Source organism: Pseudomonas sp. NPDC086581, from assembly GCF_044746165.1.
Classification (GTDB): Bacteria; Pseudomonadota; Gammaproteobacteria; order Pseudomonadales; family Pseudomonadaceae; genus Pseudomonas.
Genome location: NZ_JBIVBR010000002.1, coordinates 359,822 through 380,147, shown reverse-complemented (window position 1 = coordinate 380,147; position 20,326 = coordinate 359,822). Strand labels below are relative to the sequence as shown.

At 66.1% G+C, this 20,326-nt stretch carries 11 protein-coding genes; 4 read left to right on the top strand and 7 right to left on the bottom strand.

What is annotated here, in order from left to right:
* Positions 1-22: 22 nt before the first annotated feature.
* Positions 23-10,570: a VCBS domain-containing protein gene (locus tag ACIPK7_RS05865; protein ID WP_401086276.1), complete on the bottom strand. Its 10,548-nt coding sequence runs from the start codon at positions 10,568-10,570 to the stop codon at positions 23-25.
* 405 nt (positions 10,571-10,975) lie between these two features.
* Between ACIPK7_RS05865 and ACIPK7_RS05860 the strand changes: the two genes are divergently transcribed.
* Complete coding sequence (locus ACIPK7_RS05860; protein WP_401086273.1) at positions 10,976-11,764, top strand: SDR family NAD(P)-dependent oxidoreductase; 789 nt, start codon at positions 10,976-10,978, stop codon at positions 11,762-11,764.
* 1 nt (position 11,765) lies between these two features.
* Here ACIPK7_RS05860 and ACIPK7_RS05855 read toward each other — a convergent pair whose 3' ends face one another.
* Together ACIPK7_RS05855 and ACIPK7_RS05850 are read right to left on the bottom strand one after the other, a co-directional pair.
* Entirely contained in the window at positions 11,766-12,056 is a 291-nt protein-coding gene (locus ACIPK7_RS05855; RefSeq protein ID WP_192431219.1) for a putative quinol monooxygenase, read from the bottom strand.
* Between the two features lie 303 nt (positions 12,057-12,359).
* Positions 12,360-13,793 (bottom strand): PLP-dependent aminotransferase family protein, encoded by a 1,434-nt coding sequence (locus ACIPK7_RS05850; RefSeq protein ID WP_401086269.1) that lies wholly within the window; start codon positions 13,791-13,793, stop codon positions 12,360-12,362.
* A gap of 149 nt (positions 13,794-13,942) precedes the next feature.
* Here ACIPK7_RS05850 and ACIPK7_RS05845 point away from each other — a divergent pair, with 149 nt between their 5' ends.
* Positions 13,943-14,383 carry a carboxymuconolactone decarboxylase family protein gene (locus tag ACIPK7_RS05845; protein ID WP_192431221.1) on the top strand — a complete coding sequence of 147 codons (441 nt, stop codon included), beginning with the start codon at positions 13,943-13,945 and terminating at the stop codon, positions 14,381-14,383.
* Positions 14,384-14,470: 87 nt separating this feature from the next.
* Here ACIPK7_RS05845 and ACIPK7_RS05840 read toward each other — a convergent pair whose 3' ends face one another.
* Entirely contained in the window at positions 14,471-15,628 is a 1,158-nt protein-coding gene (locus tag ACIPK7_RS05840; protein ID WP_401086266.1) for a YbfB/YjiJ family MFS transporter, read from the bottom strand.
* Positions 15,625-16,497 (bottom strand): LysR substrate-binding domain-containing protein, encoded by an 873-nt coding sequence (locus ACIPK7_RS05835; protein WP_401086263.1) that lies wholly within the window; start codon positions 16,495-16,497, stop codon positions 15,625-15,627. The genes ACIPK7_RS05840 and ACIPK7_RS05835 overlap by 4 nt, the downstream gene beginning before the upstream one ends.
* Positions 16,498-16,611: 114 nt before the next feature.
* Here ACIPK7_RS05835 and ACIPK7_RS05830 point away from each other — a divergent pair, with 114 nt between their 5' ends.
* Positions 16,612-17,676 carry an NAD(P)H-dependent flavin oxidoreductase gene (locus tag ACIPK7_RS05830; RefSeq protein ID WP_401086261.1) on the top strand — a complete coding sequence of 355 codons (1,065 nt, stop codon included), beginning with the start codon at positions 16,612-16,614 and terminating at the stop codon, positions 17,674-17,676.
* A 92-nt stretch (positions 17,677-17,768) separates the two neighbouring features.
* On the opposite strand, the gene ACIPK7_RS05825 is transcribed toward ACIPK7_RS05830, so the two are convergent.
* Positions 17,769-18,662 carry a DMT family transporter gene (locus tag ACIPK7_RS05825; protein ID WP_401086259.1) on the bottom strand — a complete coding sequence of 298 codons (894 nt, stop codon included), beginning with the start codon at positions 18,660-18,662 and terminating at the stop codon, positions 17,769-17,771.
* A gap of 94 nt (positions 18,663-18,756) precedes the next feature.
* On the opposite strand from ACIPK7_RS05825, the gene ACIPK7_RS05820 reads away from it, so the two are divergent.
* Complete coding sequence (locus tag ACIPK7_RS05820; RefSeq protein ID WP_401086256.1) at positions 18,757-19,554, top strand: AraC family transcriptional regulator; 798 nt, start codon at positions 18,757-18,759, stop codon at positions 19,552-19,554.
* A gap of 3 nt (positions 19,555-19,557) precedes the next feature.
* On the opposite strand, the gene ACIPK7_RS05815 is transcribed toward ACIPK7_RS05820, so the two are convergent.
* A complete protein-coding gene (locus tag ACIPK7_RS05815) occupies positions 19,558-20,094 on the bottom strand; it encodes an RNA polymerase factor sigma-70 (protein ID WP_401086253.1) in 537 nt (178 codons plus the stop codon).
* Positions 20,095-20,326 lie beyond the last annotated feature (232 nt).

The window sequence follows — 20,326 nt, the reverse complement described above, 5'->3', positions numbered from 1 at the left end:
ATCCTAAAGAGTCGCGAGTTCCTCATTGGCCGCTCCTGCGCTGGGCGGCCTCGCGCAGCTGGGCGCGGAAGCCCTGGGTGTTCTGCGCTTTGTCGGGCTTGCCGACCATGTCGGCGGGGAAGGGAGCCCACAGCGACGGGTCGGGCAGCAGTCCGTCGGCGCTGAGGCTGATGACGCCGTGGCGGCCGTCCACCCAGTTCTTGTCCAGGGCCGCTGCGCGGCGGCTTTCGGCCACGGCGCGGGCTACAAACTGACCCTTCACCACGCCAAGCTGCGCGCCCAGTGAGGGGCTTTCGATTTCCGGCGTGGCGAAGATGTCGATGTTGCTGCCGTCGGCACCCCAGGCGGAAAGCGACAGGCGATCGTCGATACGCTCGACCACTGGTTGCACGAAGATCGCCGGGTCCACATCGGGAAGTCGATCACGCGGATAGCCGTCGTCGCCGAAGCGATCGAAATGCGGGCCCGGCGGGATGTACGGCGTGGCGATGTCCAGGGTAATGGTCAGCACGGCATCGTCGGTGGCGCCGGCCAGGTCGCTGATGGTGTAGGTGAAGTAGTCCTTGAGCACCTGCCCGAGCCCGGCCGCCGCCAGCACTTCGCGGTTGCTCAGGTCGATGGTGTAGGTGTAGCTGCCGTCGGCATTGAGGACGAGCGTGCCGTAGCGCCCGGCAATCGGCTGGCCGATCACACCCGCAGTGCCGCTGCCGGTTTCCTGGCCGGTGCGGATGCCGGTGACAGTCAGCGAATCGCCGCCATCCACGTCGCTGTCGTTGGGCAGCACGTTGCCGGTGGCCTGCGGGGCCGGCGTCTGGTCGGTGGCGCTGTTGCTGTCGTCGCGTGCCACCGGGTTGTCGTTGGCGCCCTGGATGACCACCGTCAGGCGTGCGTCGGAAGTCGCGCCGGCGGTGTCGCGCATGCGGTAGATGAAGACTTCCTGCAGCTTCTCGTTGGCGCTGCGCATGGCCTGTACGGTCGGATTATCGTTGTCGACGCGGTACTCGTAGCTGCCGTCGGCGTTGATCGTCAGCTTGCCGTAGAGACCTTGCAGCACGTTGCCGGCATTGGTCGTGGCGCCATTCTGGTTGGTGAAGTTCACCACCGACTTGGTTTCGCCGTACTGCACGCCATCGACATCGGTGTCGTTGTCCAGCACGTTGCCGCGCGGGTCGAAACCAGGCGTGCCGTTGTTGATCCCGCCCGCTTCCACGGCCAGTGCGTTGTCGTCGCTGGCAATCGGCGTGTCGTTGCGCCCGTCGATGGTGATGGTCAGCACTCCTGGCGTGGCGCCGCCCCAGATGTCCGCGCTCAGGTAGGTGAACTTGTCCTGCAGGGTCTGGCCGCTGGCGCGCAGGGCTTCGACTTCCGGCAGGGAGTTGTCCAGCTCGTAGCTCCAGCTGCCGTCGTAATTGATCGTCAGGGTGCCGTACAGGCCGCGCAGACTCTGGCCGGGAACGGTGGCATCGGGCGGAACGGGGCCGTCGCCGGCCCAGTACGAGACGACGTGCATCACATCCTGCGGGATGGTGGTGATGGTGTCCGGATCGGTGTCGTTGGCCAGCACGTTGCCCGATGGATTGCTGCCCGGCACGTTGTTGTGCAGGCCGCCGTCTTCGACCGCCGTGCCGAAGTCCGGCGCGGTGTCCGGTGGCTGGTTCTGGCCACGGATCAGGATGATCAGCGTGGCCTGGTCGTTGAGGCCGCCATCGTCGGTGACCTGGTAGGTGAAGGATTCCAGGGCGAACGCCAGCGGGCCGAGGGCGATGATGTCCGCGTTGGAGTTGTCGACGAAGTACTGGTAGCTGCCGTCGGCATTGATCACCAGGGTGCCGAACGCGCCGACGATGGTCTGCGGGCTGCCGGGTGTCACCACCACGGTGTTCACCTGCGCACCCTCCGGGCCCACCGCGATGGTGGTGACACGCATGTGATCGCCGGCATCGACATCGGTGTCGGCACCGATGCCGGCGAAGATCCCGGTCAGGCCGGTGATCACGTTGCCGGTGGGGTTGCGCCCGCCGCTGCCGTCGAGGTTGGCCACCGCGTAGTTGATGTCGTCGTTGGCCACCGGGGCGTCGTAGCGGCCTTCGATGGTGATGGTCAGCTGGGCAATGGAAGTGGCGCCAGCGGTGTCGTGCATGCGGTAGGTGAAGGCTTCGGTCAGCGAGTCGCCGTTCTTCAGCGCCTGCACGGCGACCAGGCTGTCGTTGACGGTGTAGGTATAGGTGCCGTTGGCGTTGAGGGTCAGGGTGCCGTAGGTCCCTGCGATCACGCCGCCGCTGGCGGTCAGGTCGATCAGCGTGCCGCCGGCGCCTTTGGTGCCAGTGCGCACAGCGTCGACCACATGGGCTTCTCCGTAAGCCGCGCCGTCCACATCCAGATCGTTGGGCAGCACGTTGCCGGTGGCGGGCGCGCCGGGCGTGGTGTTCAGCGTGCCGCCGGCCTCGATGGCGGCCCCCGTGTCGTCGGCAGCGATGGGAGTATCGTTCTGCCCGTGGATGATGACGGTGAAGGTGCGGGTGACGGTCTTGCCGTTCCCATCGCTGACGCTGTATGTGAAGACTTCGCTGAGCGTATCGTTGTAGGTGCGCAGCGACTGCACCGCCGGATCCAGGTTGTTGACTACGAAGCGGTAGCTGCCGTCGGCGTTGAGCAATAGCACGCCGTAGTTTCCGGCCAGGTCCGTGCCCACGTTGCCACTGACGCCGTTGGGGTTGACCACGGCGGTGATGGTGAGGACATCGCCATCGGGGTCGGTATAGGAGCCTCGGATACTGCCGGTCGGGTCGAGCCCTGCGACGTTATTGAGCAGGCCGCCGGCTTCGGTGGCGTGGATGACGACGGGCTGCACGATGGGCGGGTCGTTGACCCCGAGCACGGTAATTACCAGCTGCGCCTGGTCGGTCAGCCCGCCCGTGTCATGGATGCGGTAGGTGAAGATCACGTCCAGGCTCTGGTTCGCGGTGAGTGCGCGGATGGCCGGGTCGGCGCTGTTGACCACGAAGGTGTAGGTGCCGTCGTCGTTCAGGCTGAGCTGGCCGAAGTTGCCGCTGATGATGCTGCCGTTGGACAGCCGGGCGACCGTGCCGGTGATGTTGGTGGTGATGCCGTTGACGACGCCGGTCAGGGTGCCACCGGCGGTTTCCAGCCCGGAGCGCACGCCGTCGACCTTGAGCTTGTCGGCGTTGGGCCGGTCGACAGTGTCGACATCGGTGTCGGTGCCCACCCCGGCGTTACCGGTGATCACATTGCCGCTGGCATTCACCGCTGCCGGGCTGCCGTCGCTGGCGCCGGCCGTGGCGTTGCCGTGATCGTCCACCGCCACCGGGGCGTCGTTGGCGCCCTGGATGCTCAGGGTCAGCGTAGTGATGGCGCTCAGGCCGCCCTTGTCGGTGAGCTGGTAGGTGAACTGTTCGGTAAGTGGAGGATCGCTGGGAGCCAGCGCTTGGACCACGGGGTTGCTGTTGTCGACCACGTAGCGGTAAGTGCCGTCGGCGTTGATCGTCAGGCTGCCGTAGAGACCGGCGACGGTGGTCGGTGAGCCGGGGGCGACCGGGAGGATAGCGCCACCGCCGGTGCCGTCGAAGCGCACCAGGGTGACGGATTTGGTTTCGCCCAGGGCCACGGAGTCCACGTCGGTGTCATTGGTCAGTACATTGCCGGTGGCGTCCTGCCCCGGCGTGCCGTTGTTGGTGCCGCCGGCCTCGATGGCCGTGGCGGTATCCGGCACCGCCACGGGGGTATCGTTGGCGCCGTGGATGTCGATGGTCAGGGACGTGGAGCTGGAAAGCCCGCCGGTGTCGGTGATGAAGTAGCCGAACGAATCGCGCAGTACGTCGCCCGCGGTGCGCAGCGCCTGGACTTCGGCATTGGTGTTGTCGACCACGTACTGGAAGCCGCCGGTCGCGGTGATGTAGAGCGTGCCGTAGCGGCCGGCGAGGCTGACGACACCGGCAGCGGGCACCACCACGAAGCCGCCGGTGGAATTCTCCAGGCGGGTGACCTTGAGGATGTCGCCGTTGGTGGCGATGTCCACGTCGGTGTCGTTGTCCAGCACGTTGCCCGTGGGGTCGACGCCGACCGTGGCGTTGTTCGAGCCGCCGGCTTCGATGGCGATGGCAATGTCGGGACGGGCGATGGGCGCGTCGTTCACCGGGTCGATGACGATGTTCAGGGTGTCGGTGTCTTTCAGGGCGTCGTCGGGGTTTTCGCCGGGGATGCCATCGCCGTCCGCGTCACCGAAGTTACCCTGGTCGTTGGTGACCATGGTGAGGGTTTCGGCATTGCGGGCGGTGTTGAAGTCCTGGTCGCCCTTGTAATAAATCTGGCTGAGCAACACGTTGATCTGCTGCAGGGTGCCAGTGAGCACCAGGGTGCGGCCGGCGCCGGCCGGAGGTGCATCGTTGGCGCCGGGCGTCGTTGCGCTCTGCCAGAGCACGCCGTGCACCACGCTGAGGGTGACGGTCATGACGCCGTCGGTATTGCCGGCGTTGACGTCGACATCGCTGGTGGCGAGGCCGACGATGTGCAGCACCGTGTCTTCCTGGCCGTGCTGGTCGGCGACGGTGTTGATCGGCGCTTCGTTGAGATGCACGTAGCCGGCATCGGCGATGCCGATGGCCCCTTCGGCGAGGTTCAGGTTGATGTTGCCCAGGCCGACGGTGGAGGTCCCGCTGTCGGAGTCGACGCGCACGTGGAAGCGGTTGTTGCTCGCCTGGGCGAAGTTCTGCGCCACCGCCACCAGGTAATTGCCCGAGGGCAGGATGGCGAACTGGTAGGTGCCGTCGGCGGCGGTCACCGTGCTGAAGGTGCGGTCGTCGGCGTTGCCGAACACGCCGTCGTCGCCGGCCCAGGTCAGGGTTACGTCGATGCCGCCAAGGCCAGGGCCGTCAGGCGTCACGCTATCGGTGGCCGACTTCGTGTCATCCCACAGGGTGCCTTGCACCACGCCCATGCCGGCGCCGTCGCTGAGGATGTAGTTGTTCAGCCCGCTGACGCCGTCCTGGCCGGTGCGCTCGCCGTCGGCGCCGCCGGCGGTCAGTGGCAGCGAGCCGCCCCAGCCGGCGTTCTCGAAGCTGGTGGGTAGGCTGGTCCAGGTCAGGACCGCGGAGCTGGTGACGTCGTCGGGAACGGTGGTGTTGGGCAGGGTGACGCTGTAGATCACCTGCACCTTGTCGTTGACGTTCAACTGGTCGAAGTTGAGCACCACCTGACCGCCCACCACGCTGGCGGTGACGCCTGCCGGCAGGTTGCCGGTGGTGTAGTTGGTGCCGTTGATGACGATGCTCTGGATCGCGTAGTCGCTGCCGTTGGGGAACTGGTCGCGCAGCACGACGTTGTACGCCGGTACTTCGCCGTTCTGGGTGAAGCTGACCGAGACTGTCGCGTTGGTGGTGCCGGCGACGCTGCCGGCAGCGATGTCGATCACCGACTTGTCCATGCCGGTGAAGCTCGGTTCCACGACGTGCTCGAAGATCGTGGCGCTGTGGCCGCGGTCGACCCCCGCGCCGTCGCCGACATGTTCGAACACATTCATGCTCAGCTGCGCGCCGCTCTGGTTGCTGGCGATGTTGGCGACACGGACGTTGAACTCGAGGATCACCCCTTCGATGTCGCCGTCGTTCACCTCGGTGTTGGTCAGGTTGCCGAGGTTGAAGGTGATGGTCCGGCCGTCAGGAGAAATCTGCAGGCGCCCGCTGTTGATATTGAAAATGCCGGTGGGCTTGTCACCGGAGAGGTCCGGATGGATCGGCAGCGAGACGTCGCTGTTCTGGTTGCCGATCATGGTCAGCGAGCCGCCGCTGATCAGATTGGTGGCGTCCGTGGTGAGCCCGCCCGTGCTGGAACCCAACGCGATGAGAATGTTGTTGAGGTCGGCGGGAATGAATTCCAGTCCGGGGGCCAATTCGATACGAATCTGGTAGTTGGGGTTGTCGCCGGTGGGCACTACGATCGCCACGCGGTAGCGGACGATCTCGCCGACCACCACGGTTTCCTGCAGGCCGGCGGTATCGGTGGCGCCCGAGGAGTTGGTCGCTGGCGGCGTGGCGTCGAGACCGCCGACGCGGGAGACCTGGATGCCGTTGGTGACGGGAATCAACAGTGTGTTGATCTGCCGGTAGTCGTTGAGCACCCCGGAATTGAGCAGTCCGTCGTCGCCGCCGCGCTCGCCCGCGAGGGTGTCGGTGGTGTTGCTCAGGCCGTCCAGGCTGGTCCAGCGCACCACGACGTTGTTCGTGATGACCGCCTGGCCGGCTGCCGAGGCGTTCACCACGCCCGACAGGGAAATGATGATGCTGCCGCCATTGGCGATATCGATGTTGGCGCCGCTGGCGGTGACCAGTTGGCCGTTCTGGATGATGAAGTCCACGCCGCCGTTGTTGGTAGCGCCGTTGTAGACCTTGCCGGTGATCACGATGTTGTCCATCTGCGTGGGCAGTATGTTCAGCAGGCTGAGATCGAAGGCATTGGTGCCGGAAGTGTTGCTGATGGTGATGGTGTAGGTGACCGTGTCGCCCTCGTCGAAGCCGCCGTAGGTGGGGGGGGCCGTGACCTGCTGGCTCACCGTCAGGGTCGGCTCGACGATGGTCACCGAAGGCTGCTGCGGGCTGGCGACGGTGCGGTCCACCGCCGTGGCGCCGTTGGGGGTATCGCCGTCGGGGTCGCTGTAGGTCAGCTGCGCGCCGTTGTTCAGGGTGACGCCCTGCTGGTTGCCCTGCACGTTGCTCGCCACCAGCACCAGGCGGATGACGAAGGCGTTGTTACCGATGTTGTTGTCCGCCGTGGAGCCGGCGGCACTGAACAGCAGGTTCAGGTCGCCGCCATCGCTGCCGCCGCCGCTGAAGGTCAGCACCGAGACGTTGCCACCGAAATCCTGGCCCAGCGCGCCGCTGCCGGCGACCGTGGTGATGATCTGGTAGCCCGCACCGCCGAAGGCCGTGAGATCCAGGCGCAGACCCGGCGGAATCAGGTCGGACAGTCGCAGGTTGGCGGTGCTTCCTTCGGGCAGGGTGACGACGATGTCGTAGGTCATCTTCTCGCCGATCACCAGGTTGCTGCCGGTGGTGTGCCCGGCGCTGGAGTCGTCGTCGGTGAGGCTGCCGTTCTGGTAGGTCTTGGTGATGGTCGGCGCGGCCACCTGCTGGTTGGCGACTTCGACGATGTCCACCGGCGTGAAGTCCTGGCCGCCCTCGACGCTGGCGTAGTGGGTCAGCGCGGCACTGCTCTGCAAGGTGCGTGAGGCGAGGATGGCGTTGTCTACGGTGACATCGTAGGTGATCACCACGACGTTGGCACCGGAGAGGTCGTTGGCCGTGCCGGCGCGGCCGGCGAGCAGGGTGCCCTGGTTGTTGGCATCGAGGAAGGTAATGCTGTTGCCGCTGACGCTGTAGTCGACGCCCTGCACCAGCAGAGAGCCGTCGCCGCGATGGATCTGCAGGTTGGCGGTCGACAGGCTGCCGCCGACGAAGGCCAGGCCCGCCGGCAGGGTGATGCTGGTGGCGACATCGTAGGCGTTGCCACCGCCGCTGTTCTTGATGGCGGTAGCCAGGCGCAGGGTGTCGGCGCCGTCTATGCCGCTGACGTTGCCGTCCACCGCCGCCAGGCTGGTGACGCTGCCGCTGAAAGGTGTGCCGGTGGTGCCTGGCTGGGCCCAGGTGCCGGTGGTGCCGGTGACCGTGCCGTTGGTGGTGGAGACCACGCCGTGCTTGATGTCCAGCACTGGCTCGGCGACCGATTCGATGACCGCCACGTCCGAGGAAATCAGCACCGTCTTGTCGATGGTGGTGGTCTGGCTGGACTGTGCCAGCACGTCGAGTTCGCGCTGGTCCGCAAAGGGCTGGTCACCCACGACCATGGTGAACTGCACCTGTACGCGGCCACCGTTGAGGCCGCCGGAGGTGAAGTTGCCGAAATTGAAAATGATCGAGTTGCCCGGTCCGGTGCTTACGCTGTCGGGAATGTCGGCAATGTTGTTGCCGGCCCCGAAGGTCCACTGACCCACACCTGTGCCCTGTGCCCAGTTGACGCCCGGGGCTGCCAGCAGGGGCAGTGGCAGGTAGGCGGTGAGGGTGAAGTTCTCGTAGTCGGCCACTAACAGGTCGTAGGTGATGGTGAAGGTCACTACGTCGCCAGGGCGCAGCTCGCTGTTGGCCGGTGGCGCGCCGCCGTTCACCTGGGTCAGGCTGATATCGATCTGCGAGGTCTTGATGGTGCTGGTGGTGCTCGAACCATCGGTCTGCTCGCCGCCGATGTTCAGCGAATCGCGCAGCACGCTGGCATCTACCACCGCGTTGTTGCTGACGCTATCGCCTTCGTTGAGAGGGTCGTGGGGCGGGTGGTCGGAGGTGTAGGCGGTGTCGATGGTTGCGTCGTAGACCAGGGTCAGGCGCGTCGCGCCTTCCTGCACGTCGCCATCCCACAGATCACCGAACAGCGCGTAGAGTCCCGGCCCCTGGACGGCGGCGGCGATGGAAGCGCCGATGTCGAAGATCAGGGTGGTGCTGCCATCGGCGTTCACCGTGGCGGTGTAGATCACCGGGATGACCTGCGACGCGCCGTGTTGCTGGATGACGATGCTCGGCGGATTGGCGGCGGAGAAGGTCTGGCCGTCGCTGAGCAAGTCGGTGACGGTAAAGCGGCCCTGGCCGAGGATGTTCTTGCCGAAGGCGTAGAAGTCCGAGATGGCCACGTCCATGGTGTAGCGCAGGGTATCGCCGGGGGTGATGCCGGGGGTGCCGACATCGGTCTGCAGGTTGACCGTCTTGAGCAGGGTGATCGACTTGGCGACGAAGGTGACGCCCGCGCCGTTGCCGGTAACGGTGAAGGGATAACCGTCCGGGTCGGTCGGGCGATCGCGCACGTCCAGCGGGTTCCAGTCGCCGTTCACGGTAGCGGTGCCGAAGGTGATAGTGCGCGGGTTGCCCGTGGCGGGGTCGAGCACCGGTCGCCCGGCGGCGTCGATCTCCGGCACGTAGAAGCCGACCGTGGTGGTGCTGGCTGCGCTCAGCGTGTCGTAGTGAATCGTGTAGCTGGCGACGAAGGCGTTGGGGTTGTTCAGCGCCGCGGCGATTAGCGTCGGATTGGTCAGTACGGTGCCATCGTGCAGGGTGATCGAAGTCAGGGTGCCGCCGGCGCCGGGGGTGATGGAGCTGACGTGAACCTGGTCGGGCACCGTCTGGGTGACGGTCACGTTGGTCAGGGTCTGGCCGGGCGCTGGCGTCACGGTGACCGTCTCGGTACGGGTGAAGTTCGGCCCGGTGACGGTCTCGCCTTCGGGCATGTCCACCGTCTGGGTCACAGACAGAAGGGTCGGGGTGACCACGAAGCTGTGCAGCGCCGCTTCCACCAGCGTCGGGTCCTGGGCTGGGTTGTTCAGCGAATCGTTACCGTATTCGAAGCCGCCGCGAGCGTTGATGGTGAGGTTGGGGGCGCCATCGGAATAGCTGGTGTCGGCCAGGTTGCTCAGTTGCGCGGTGACCTGGATGTCGATGGCCGGCTGGCCGCTGGTGACGCTGGCGTAGGGCAATTGCAGCACCACCATCTGGTCGCCGGGCTTCATGCCGACACTGGCCGCATTGATCACCAGGGCATTGCCGTTGGCGTCCTTGGCCAGCGGGTGGGTGGCGTTGCCATTGGCGTCGAAGGTGATCACATAGCTGTTTACCGCCTGGCCAAGGTAGGTGGCGGAAACGAAAGTGGCGCCGTCATTGCCGTCGCGGCCGGTGGCGGGCATGAACAGATCGATGTACGGCGCGAAACCAACCTGGCTGGATGGGTTGCTGAATATGACGTCGAAGGTAAAGGTATCGCCCAGCCGCACTGCCGCGCCGCCGCTGCCCATGGCCACGGTGGGACTGGCATCGGCGAGCAGGCCCTGGAAACTCACCAGGGTGTCGGCGCTCAGGGCGATTGACTTGTCCACGTCGCCCGCGCGCACCTCCAGGTTCCAGTCGCCGCCCGCGCCAGTGGAACCGGTGGCATTGCTGGAGGCTCCGACGTCCGCGCCGGTCCAGCGCGCCAGCTCGTTGACCAGCGCCTGTCCGGCGCTACCCGCGCCGACGTCGCAACCATAGAGCTGGATGTCCGCACCTGCGTTGAGTTCGCCGCGCCAGGCGCTCAGGCGATCGCCGAGCTGGTCTACGCTCTGGCTGGTGAAGGTCTGGTTACCCAGGGTGAATTGGCCGGTGGCGCCGTGAGAGAAGATCTGGATCGAATCGACCTTGCCCAATTGGGCCAGCGCGTTGCTGATGGCCGCGATGGCGTCCTGCCCGGCGTCCACCACCAGGGCGGTGGTGCCTACCGGCAGGTTGGCGGCGAGTTGGTCGCGGTTTTCCAGCCGGGCATCGATCACCACCAGGTTGCGCGGCGCCGCCTGCGTGGGCGCGGCTGCCTGCGCGCGAGCCTCGACGGCGGTGGTCGGCTTGGTCGTATCCTTCGCCTCGGCGGCGGTGCTGTCGTGATGTTGCTGATCGACCGCCGCGGCCGCGGCACCGTCGAAAAGGATACGTTGTTCCAGCGCCAGGGCGTGGGCGACTGGCTGGAAGAGCTTCGAGCGGTATTTGGCCTGCATTTCCCTAATTCCGGCTAGTAATTCCCCAGAGAAAAGCAGTCCTACGCATATCTGCTTACGGAATTGACGCTAGTCGGGATTGGAATTTTCGCCAGCAGAACAGAGACATAACCGACACACTGGCGCCGAAAATGTCGCGGAAATGTAACGGCGATCCTACAGGGGCATGGCAAAACACCTGTCAGACAAAGCATCTGGAGAGGAGTCGGGCGAATTGCCCGATCTAGAGCCTGTGCGAGTTTGTGCCGAGCGCGGCGCGCAGTGATCAGGCCCAACAGGCGCTGTTTTTCTGCAGCGTAGTGCGGGAGCAACTGGCAGCCGGTGGAAACCAGCGCCTATTCTCATTCCTTTCTCCGCTCCCCGGCTCACTGCGGGGGTTCTGTCATTCCCACCGTTGGAGGCACCATGAACCTGTACCTGTCAGACAAGCTCGCCTTGGTCAGCGGCTCGACCAAGGGCATCGGTTTCGCCATCGCCCAGGGTCTGGCCCGCGAAGGGGCGAGGGTGATCCTCAATGGCCGCAGCCAGTCCTCGGTGGACCAGGCGCTGGCACGTATACGCGCGCAGCAGGCCGATGCGAAAGTCGAGGGCTTCGCCGGTGATCTGTCCGACCCGCAGCAGATTGCCGCGCTGGTGCAGCGTTATCCGGCGGTAGATGTGTTGGTGAACAACCTGGGTATCTTCGATCCCAAGCCCTTCGAGGAGATTGCCGACGAGGAGTGGCTGCGCTTTCTCGACGTCAACCTGCTCTCCGGCGTGCGCCTGTCCCGTGCCTACCTGCCGGGCATGAAGCAGAAGAACTGGGGGCGGGTGGTATTCATCAGCAGCGAGAGCGGTATCCAGATTCCCCTTGAGATGATCCATTACGGCGTCACCAAGACTGCCCAGCTCGGTCTGTCCCGCGGTCTGGCCGAATACTGCGCGGGTACCGGGGTGACGGTGAACGCCGTGCTGCCGGGGCCGACCGCCTCCGAGGGGGTGGGTGATTTCGTCGACAAGCTCTCCGGCGGCCAGCCATTCGAGCAATTCGAGGCGGAGTTCTTCCGCACCGCGCGGCCGGGCTCGCTGCTGCAGCGCTTCGCCCGCCCCGAGGAGATTGCCAACCTGGTGATCTACGTCTGCTCGGAGCTTTCCTCAGCCACCAATGGCGCGGCGCTGCGGGTGGATGGCGGGCTGGTGCGCACGGCGTTCTGAGTCACTCGGCGCTGCGGCTTTCGAATTCCAGTCCCAGCGCCAGGTCGCCACAGCCGAGCCGGCCGAGCCACTGTTGTGCTTTCGGGCCGGACAGGTGCGCCTCCAGCTCGGCCTGGCTGGTCCAGCGGGTCAGCACCTGCCAGCGGTCGGCGGCCAGTTCCTGCAACTCGCTGCCCTGGCAGCCGGGTTGCTGGCGGACCTGGGTGACGAGTTGATTGAGGTGCTCGCCCAGCGCGGCAGCCTGACCGGGGAATGCCTGGACGCGAACGATGGCGATGGCGGACGGGGACATGGCGGGGCTCCTTTGTGCTGGGGTGGCCATTGGGCGCTGAAGCTGAAGCCCGGTAAAGGCCGGAACCGGCTTTCAAAACCGATGCTGGAAGATTACGTGCCCGCTGGCGGCGGCTGAACAGCCAATTCCGGGGAAAACCACAGGGCCAATACGCGTGATTTGAACTCACCCAGCAGAGCCCGCGACCGCCTATCGGTACGGGCCGCTTTTCGTAGGAGCGAGCTTGCTCGCGAACCCACTCAACAGCAGGGGCTGTTCGCGAGCAAGCTCGCTCCCACAGTCCATATCCTTTAGCCGTGCGGCTCAGGCCAACTGCTGCAACAGGTCGCGAACCTTGTCCAGCGCCGGGTCGATGTCCAGCGTGTCGATGGCGCCGAAACCCAGCAACAGCCCGTCGCGCACTGGCACCTGATGGTGGAAAGGCGCCAGCCCGTAGAGGCCGACCTCGACCTTGCGCGCCAGCTCGCAGAGCAACGCCACGTTGAGCGGCTCGCGCAGGAGAGCCGTGAGGTGGAAGCCGGCCACCGAGGGCACCGTTTTCAGCCAGGGCGACAGGTCGCTCGCCAGCCGAGCCAGGATGCGCTCGCGGCGGCCAGCGTAGATGACGTGGCAGCGGCGAATGTGCTTGAGCAGGTAGCCCTCGCTGATGAACTTGGCCAGTGCCCACTGCGGCAGCGTCGAGCTGTGCCAGTCGGAAATCTGCCGCGCCCGCACCAGCGCCGGGAACAGGCTGGGCGGCGGAATCAGGTAACCCAGGCGCAACTCCGGCAGCAGCACCTTGGAAAAGGTGCCGATGTAGGCCACCACGCCGTGGCGATCGAGGCTTTGCAGCGCGTCGGTGGGCCGTCCTTCGTAGCGGAACTCGCTGTCGTAGTCGTCCTCGATCACCAGCGCGCCCAGTTCCAGCGCCCGTGTAAGCAGCGCTTCGCGGCGTGCCGGGCTCATCGGCATGCCCAGCGGGAACTGGTGCGAGGGTGTGGTGTAGATCATCCGCGTACCCTCGGGGATCAGTTCGACGCAGATACCCTCGGCATCCACCGGCACGCTGGCCACCTCGGCGCCGAGGGTCTGGAAGATCAGTCGCGCCGGGGTATAGCCAGGGTCTTCCATGGCCACCTTGTCACCGGGGCGGAGCATGACGCGGGCGAGCAGGTCCAACGCCTGTTGCGCGCCGTTGCAGACCATCACGTCGTCCAACTGGCAGTTCACCCCGCGGGCATAGGAGATGTGCTGAGCGATTCCGTCCCTTAGCGGGGCGATGCCTTCGGGCGCGCTGTAATGCCCGCGCAAGCCGGTCATCTGGCGCATGGCATGGTTTACGCAGCGCCGCCATTCCTCCTGGGGGAACTGCAGTTGGGTCGTGGCGCCACCGATGAAGTCGGCCTTGGCGGTGCCTTCGGCACCGGGATGGCGCAGGCGTGTGTCGAGGTTGGCCCAGCGATCAATGTTGTCCTGGCTGGCGAAGCGCACGCCGTCCTGGCGCCTGTCGTGGCGCGGCAGGTGGGTGTTGACGAAGGTGCCACTGCCGATCTTGCCCACCAGCACGCCTTCGTAGGTGAGTTGGGCGTAGGTGTCGGAGATGGTCTTGCGCGAGATGCCCAGCTGCTCGGCCAGCAGCCGGCTGGGCGGCAGGCGGGTGCCGGCTGCCAGGCGACCGGAGTCGATGGCTTCGCGCAGCTGGCGATAGAGTTGCCCGGCGAGATCCTTCTGGCCGTGGATGATCAGGTGCAGTTCCAAGGACGAACTCCGCAGCTTCTGGGCAGTGGCGCAAGCGTAGCGTCGACGGCTGGTACGGTGAAGTTGCGCGGTGGAAATTCCGCGGATTGGTCACCGTGTGCTGGTGAAGCGGGGCGCACAATGGCCGGGTCATCTACTGGAGTGCCGTCATGGAGCCGCGTCTGGATTACTACACCGCCTCGCCGGAAGCGCTGAAGGCGGTGCTGGCGCTGGAAGCCGCCATCTTCGAGCTGTCGCTGGAGAAGCCGCTGCTGGAGCTGGTGCGTCTGCGGGTGTCGCAGGTGAACAACTGTGCGTTCTGCGCCGACATGCACGCCATGGAAGCCCGGCGCAACGGCGAGACCGAGCGACGCCTGTTCGCCGTCAGCGTCTGGCGCGAGTCGCCGTTCTTCAGCGAACGCGAGCGGGCGGCGCTGGCCTGGTGCGAGTCGGTGACGCTGCTGTCCGAGTCGAAGGTGCCGCTGGAGGTCTTCGAACTGGCCCGCGAGCAGTTCAGCGAGCGCGAACTGGTGGACCTGACCGTGGCCATCGGCGCGATCAACGTCTGGAACCGCCTGGGCGTGTCCTTCCGCCAGCAGCCGACTGCGTGAGTTGCGCCTTGCGTGCTGGAACTCCTGCGCTCAGGGCTGGGGTGAGGGGATGCACGCGCACGGACTTGCCCGGTGCAAAGCGCGCCCTTACAACGGCCGGCCAAGCGCCTCAGTCCTGCGCAGCGGCAAACAGCACAACGCCCCAACCAGCAACGCGCTGGCCGCAGCTCCCAGCGCCGGGATGAAGCTGCCGGTCAACCCACGCAGAGCGCTCGCCGCCAGCGGCCCGACGATCTGCCCGACGCCATACAGTGCGGTCATCGCCGCGAGCATGTTGAAGCGTACCTGCGCGGCGACCATGCGGGCCGCCGGCATGGCGATGGTCACCGTCCCCATGAAGCTGCCGCCCACCAACACCGCGCTGCCCAGATAAAGGAAGGCCGAGTCGCCCAGCGCCGGCAGCATCACGCCTACCGCCTGCACCAGCAGGTTGAGCGCCAATGCACGCCGACCCCCGAGCTTGAGGTGTAAGCGGTGCCAGAGGAAGCACGATGGCGCAGCGCCCAGGCCGAACGCGGCCCAGACCTGCAACGGGTCGATGGCGCCCAGGCCACTCTTCATCAGCAGCGGCAGGTAGGTGGCAGTGATGATGTAGCCGAAGCCGGCCACCCCGTAGACCAGCAGGATGATCGGCGCGGACAATTCGGCCGCCGGCCCCGTGCCGCCCGCGGCCTGGTGCGGCGCGGCCGGCGCTTCCCGGCTGAGCGCGGGCGCGGCCAGCAGCGACAACACCAGCCCCGCTAGCGCCAGCACGCACCAGATCGCTGCGCTGCCGAGGCCGAAGGCGTTGCCGGCGGCGATCAGTTCCGCCGAGACCAGGATGCCGATCCCCACGCCGGCAAACATTATCGGCGCGCCGTGGCTTTCGCCCATGCTCTGCAACAGCCATTGCGCGGCGCTGACCAGGGCCATGGCGCTGAGCACGCCAGCCAGCAGGCGCACGCCGATGGCGAACCAGGCTGGAGCTGGAATGGCCATGGCGGCCAGTGTGGCCAGGGTGCCGACCAGGGCGATCACGCAGATACGTGCGGCATGCCGTTCGTGGCTGCGCGCCAGCACTAGCGCGCCAAGCAGGTAGCCGGCGTAGTTGGCCGAGGCGGCCAGGGAACCGCCGGTGACGCTGAGGACGCCGTCGCTCACCATCAGCGGGTAGAGCCCGGTGAAGGCGAAACGGCCGAAACCCATGCCGACGGCCAGGATGAGTGCCGCCGACAGCGCGGCGGGTAGGCGACGAATGCGGCTCATGGGCGTGCCTCCAGGGCTTCCCGCCAGCGCTGGAAGGCGCCGGTGGCGTAGCCGTCGCGCCAAATCAGCAGGGTGTCCACTTCCAGTAGCGGCACCACCTGCAGGTCCGGCATTTCCCGTTGCAGCTCCAGCACCGAGCGCGGCAATACGCCAAAGCAGGAACCGGCGTTCACGCAGGCGAGGATGCCGTGGTAAGAGCCGACTTCCTGCACGGCGAGCGAGGCTCCCTTCAACCAGCGTTCGAGCAATTGCCGGTACGTGCAGCCGCGAGCGAAGCCCACCAGGGTGCGAATCTGCACATCCTCGGGACGGGTTACCGGCGGGTGGTCCCCAGGCAACACCAGCAGCAGCTGCTCGCGAAACACCGGTTCAGCGCAAAGGCCGCGCTCGAGTAGCGATTCGAAGCCCGGCTCGGCGTGGAGGATGTCAGGGTGGGAGATCAGCGCGCAGTCCAGTTGGCGGTCCAGCACCTGATTGATCAGCTTCTGGCTGTGCCCTGTGCTGATGTGCAGTTCCACCTCCGGATAGGCGCGGTGAAAGCGCGCGAGGATTTCCGGCAACCGGCTGGCGGCGGCGGCCTCCATGCTGCCCAGGCGCAAGCTGCCGGTAGCGCTTTGCGGGTGCAGCGACTGCCGCGCTTCGTTGGCCAGGGCCAGTAGCTGCTCGGCGTAGCGGAGGAATTCACGGCCCTGGTCGGTCAGCGTCATGCGCTTGCCGTCGCGCAGGAACAGCGCTGCGCCGAGGTCTTCCTCGAGCTGGCGAATGCGTGTGGTGACGTTCGATTGCACGCGCTGCAGGCGCGCCGCGGCGCGGGTGACGCTCTGCTCCTCGGCCACGCAGCGGAAGATTTCCAGGCTGGAGAGATCCATGATTGATCTTCATTAGAGAACAAGTTGAAGTTAATATTCTCTTTATGAGATTGTTGGTCAAGTGCCAATCAGCCAGGCGGCCCTGTCGCCGGCTCCGACCCCGAGGACCCCGTCATGCCCATCACCGAACTGCTCGGCATCCAGCACCCCATCATCCAGGCGCCCATGGTTGGCGTATCCACCCCGGCGCTGGCGGCGGCGGTGTCCAATGCCGGCGGGCTGGGTTCCATCGGCCTGGGCGCGAGCAACGCGATGCAGGCCCGCGCCCTGCTGGAGCAGACCCGCGCACTGACCGACAAGCCGCTCAACCTCAACCTGTTCTGCCACCGTCCGGCCGTGGCGGACCCGGCGCGCGAAGCCGCCTGGCTGGAACATCTGCGGCCGCTGTTCGCCGAGTTCGATGCGCAGCCGCCGGTGCAGATCACCGAGATCTACCGCAGCTTCCTGGCCGATCCGCGGATGCTGGAATTCCTCATCGAGGCGCGCCCGGCGGTGGTCAGCTTCCACTTCGGCCTGCCGCCGCAGGACTGGATCGACCGCCTGAAAGCCGCTGGCATCCGTTTGCTGGCTACCGCTACCTGCCTGGCGGAAGGCCGCGCCATCGAGGCCGCGGGCATCGACGCCATCGTCGCGCAAGGCTATGAGGCCGGCGGCCACCGGGGCGTGTTCGAGCCGGAGAAGGACGCTCGTATCGGCACCTTTGCGCTGGTCCGTACGCTGGTGAAAGGCACCGGGCTGCCGGTGATCGCGGCGGGCGGAATCATGGACGGGCAGGGCATGCGCGCGGTGTTCGAGTTGGGCGCGCAGGCAGTACAGATGGGCACGGCGTTCATCTCCGCCGACGAATCCTCGGCCAGCGCCGCGTTCAAGGCGGCACTGCGAGGCGAGCGCGGGGAGCACACCGAAGTGACGGCGGCGATTTCCGGCCGCGCCGCGCGGGGCATGGTCAACCGGCTGTTCACCGACCTGGGTAGTGCCGATGCGCCAGCGCTGCCGGACTACCCGATCACCTATGACGCTGCCAAGTCGCTGACCGCCGCCGCGACCGCCAAGGGCAACACGGACTTCGCCGTGCAATGGGCCGGGCAGGGCGCGCCGCTGTCGCGGGAAATGTCGGCGGCGAAGCTGGTCGCGACCCTTATGGCCGAGTTCCGTGCCGGCGCTGACCGGTCGGCTTGACACGTAGGTCGGATAACCTGGAACAGGTTATCCGCCGGTCCACTCCCGGCGGATAACGCTGGCGCGTTATGCGCCCTACAAGAGCCCCCGACTCAACGTGCGCTGACGGCTGTGGCGGGCTTCTCCCGAGGCCGCCACAGCTCGGCCAGCAGCACGCCGGCCAGGGTCAGCGCGCCGCCCACCAGGTGGTAGCTGGTCAGCCGTTCGCCCAGCACCACGGCGGCGATGGCGGCGGTCAGCACCGGCAGCAGGTTGAAGAACAGCGCCATGCGGCTCGGCCCCATGCGCTGCACGCCCTGCATCCAGGCCAGTGCGCCGACGATGGACGCGAGGAGCCCTGCGTAGAGGATCAGCGGGATATTCTCCGCGCTCAGACCATGGTGGGGCGAGGCCACATACAGCGGCGCCAGCGCAACGATGGCCACCAGTACCTGCAGGTAGAGCATCAGCAGCGGCGGCAAGGGCAGATTCCACTTCTTCAGCAGCACGCCGTACACGCCGTAGGCGAGGGTGGCGATGATCATCATACCGTCCCCCAGGTTCACGCCGTGGCTGATCAGTTGCTTCGGGTTGCCCTGGGTAATCACCAGCAGCACGCCGCCCAGAGAAACGAGGGCGCCCAGCACGGCAGCGACGCTCAGCTTGTGGCGCAGCAGCACCGAGGCCAGCGCGAGGGACATCAGCGGCATCAGCGAGAGGATGATGCCCATGTTGGTCGCCGAGGTCAGCGCGGCGGCGTAGTAGGCCAGGCACTGGTAGACGGCCATGCCGAGCAGGCCGAGGGTGATGATCCTGCCCAGGTTGGCGCGGATCACCGTCCAGTGAGCGAGGGTCGCGCGCAGCAGGAAGGGCGTCAGCAGCGCGCCGGCCAGCAGCCAGCGGAAAAAGCCGATCTCCGCCGGGGCGATCTGCCCCACGGCGAGCTTGTTGACGACGGTGTTGCCGGACCAGATGACCACGGCCAGCAGGGGGAACAGGTAGTTCATTGAGGAGCACTTCCGGGGATAACGGTGCGTATTGTCCGTCCGTCCGAATCGAGACGTATAATGAAATCCGGACAATCCACCCCGGCTTTCGGACATGACCCGCATCCTGCCGCTCCCGCTTCCCGATATCGACCGGCTGCCCTCCGATCTCTACTTCCGCTACGACGAGTTCGACGCCGGCAGCCACTCGCCCAGCCACCGCCACGCCTGGGGGCAGCTCAACTACGCGTCCCACGGGGTGATGGAGTTGGAAGTGGATGGCCAGCGCTTCCTCTCGCCGCCGCAATACGCCGTGTGGGTGCCGCCGGGGCGTGAACACAGCTGCTACAACCGCCAGGCCATCATCTACCGCTCGCTTTACGTGTCCGCCGAGCTGGCGCGCAAGCTGCCGCAGAGCCCCTGCACGCTGGCGATCAGCGATATCCTCAAGGCGATCCTCTCCGACTTCGCTGCGCGCGGGGTGAACATCCCGCAAAGCGCCGCCGACCAGCGCCTGGCCGACGTCGTAATCGACCAATTGCAGGCCGCGCAGCCTCATGACGATTACCTGCCGTACGCGAGTGGCGGCGCGCTGGGTGAGGTGCTGGCCGCGTTGCAGGCCGAGCCCGGCGACAACCGCACCCTCGCGCAGTGGGCCGAGCAAGTGCACAGCACTGAGCGCACCCTGGCGCGAGCCTGTCAGCGGGAATTGGGAATGTCGTTCGGCGAATGGCGTCAGCGCCTGCGTTTTCTCGCCGCCATCGAGGCACTGGCATCGGGGGAAGGGGTACAGCAGATTGCCTTCAACCTGGGCTATAGCAGCCCTTCGGCGTTCATCGCGATGTTCCGGCGGTTGTCCGGCACCACGCCGGAGCAGTATCGCTCGACCTTCCGCGCCCTGGCGGAAGGCTGAGTATTACAACTTGCCGTCTTCCAGCCCCTTCAGGGTCTTGCGGCAGTGAATCAGCGCATCGCGCACCATGAAGTTCACCAGGGTTGGGGAAACACCCAGCTCCTCGGCGATCTCCTTCTGCGTGTGGCCGTGCAGGCGGTACATCTCGAAGGCGTAGCGAGTGCGCTCGGGCAGCGTCTGCAGGGCGCTGGAGATGGCTTCGAGGGTCTGCCTGTCCTCGTGCTCGATCTCCGGTGACGCGGACGCCGTCGCGATGTGCATGCCTTCTTCCTCGCTACCCGAGTAGCGCTTCTCCAGCGCCTGGCGGCGATAGAGGTCGATGGCCAGGTTGCGCACCACGCGCATCAGGTAGCCGCTCTGCGACTGGATGCCGGGAGTGAGGTCGCTCGCATTGAGCTTGATGTACGCATCGTGGACCACGTCTTCGGCATGGCTGCGGCAGCCGAGGATGCGTGCGGCCGCATTGATGAAGGTCTGCCGGTGGGTAGCGAACAGCTCGTGGAGAGCGGGGCGCGGCTCGGCGGGCATTGGCTTGGACATGCAAGGTTTCCTATGCGGCGGCGGAGGCGGGGACGTCCACATGGGTTGAGGCGGCCAATCTAGATCAAATGATAATTATTATCAATTTATTCGGAAGACTCCGACTATCGCTCTGCGACAGGGTTCCCGCACAAGTGTGAAGATTTTTCATTCGCATCCGTTCGTCAGATATCTCAGCGCTCGGGTGAAGGACAAGCCAGAAAATTTCGCCGGCGCATATCTTATGAGAATT

Excerpts from the sequence above, each read along its gene's own strand:
- ACIPK7_RS05860 (WP_401086273.1), top strand. The coding sequence starts at position 10,976 with ATGAACCTGTACCTGTCAGACAAGCTCGCCTTGGTCAGCGGCTCGACC.
- ACIPK7_RS05815 (WP_401086253.1), bottom strand. The coding sequence starts at position 20,094 with ATGTCCAAGCCAATGCCCGCCGAGCCGCGCCCCGCTCTCCACGAGCTG.
- ACIPK7_RS05835 (WP_401086263.1), bottom strand. The coding sequence starts at position 16,497 with ATGGATCTCTCCAGCCTGGAAATCTTCCGCTGCGTGGCCGAGGAGCAG.
- ACIPK7_RS05855 (WP_192431219.1), bottom strand. The coding sequence starts at position 12,056 with ATGTCCCCGTCCGCCATCGCCATCGTTCGCGTCCAGGCATTCCCCGGT.
- ACIPK7_RS05845 (WP_192431221.1), top strand. The coding sequence starts at position 13,943 with ATGGAGCCGCGTCTGGATTACTACACCGCCTCGCCGGAAGCGCTGAAG.
- ACIPK7_RS05865 (WP_401086276.1), bottom strand. The coding sequence starts at position 10,570 with ATGCAGGCCAAATACCGCTCGAAGCTCTTCCAGCCAGTCGCCCACGCC.
- ACIPK7_RS05825 (WP_401086259.1), bottom strand. The coding sequence starts at position 18,662 with ATGAACTACCTGTTCCCCCTGCTGGCCGTGGTCATCTGGTCCGGCAAC.
- ACIPK7_RS05820 (WP_401086256.1), top strand. The coding sequence starts at position 18,757 with ATGACCCGCATCCTGCCGCTCCCGCTTCCCGATATCGACCGGCTGCCC.
- ACIPK7_RS05840 (WP_401086266.1), bottom strand. The coding sequence starts at position 15,628 with ATGAGCCGCATTCGTCGCCTACCCGCCGCGCTGTCGGCGGCACTCATC.
- ACIPK7_RS05830 (WP_401086261.1), top strand. The coding sequence starts at position 16,612 with ATGCCCATCACCGAACTGCTCGGCATCCAGCACCCCATCATCCAGGCG.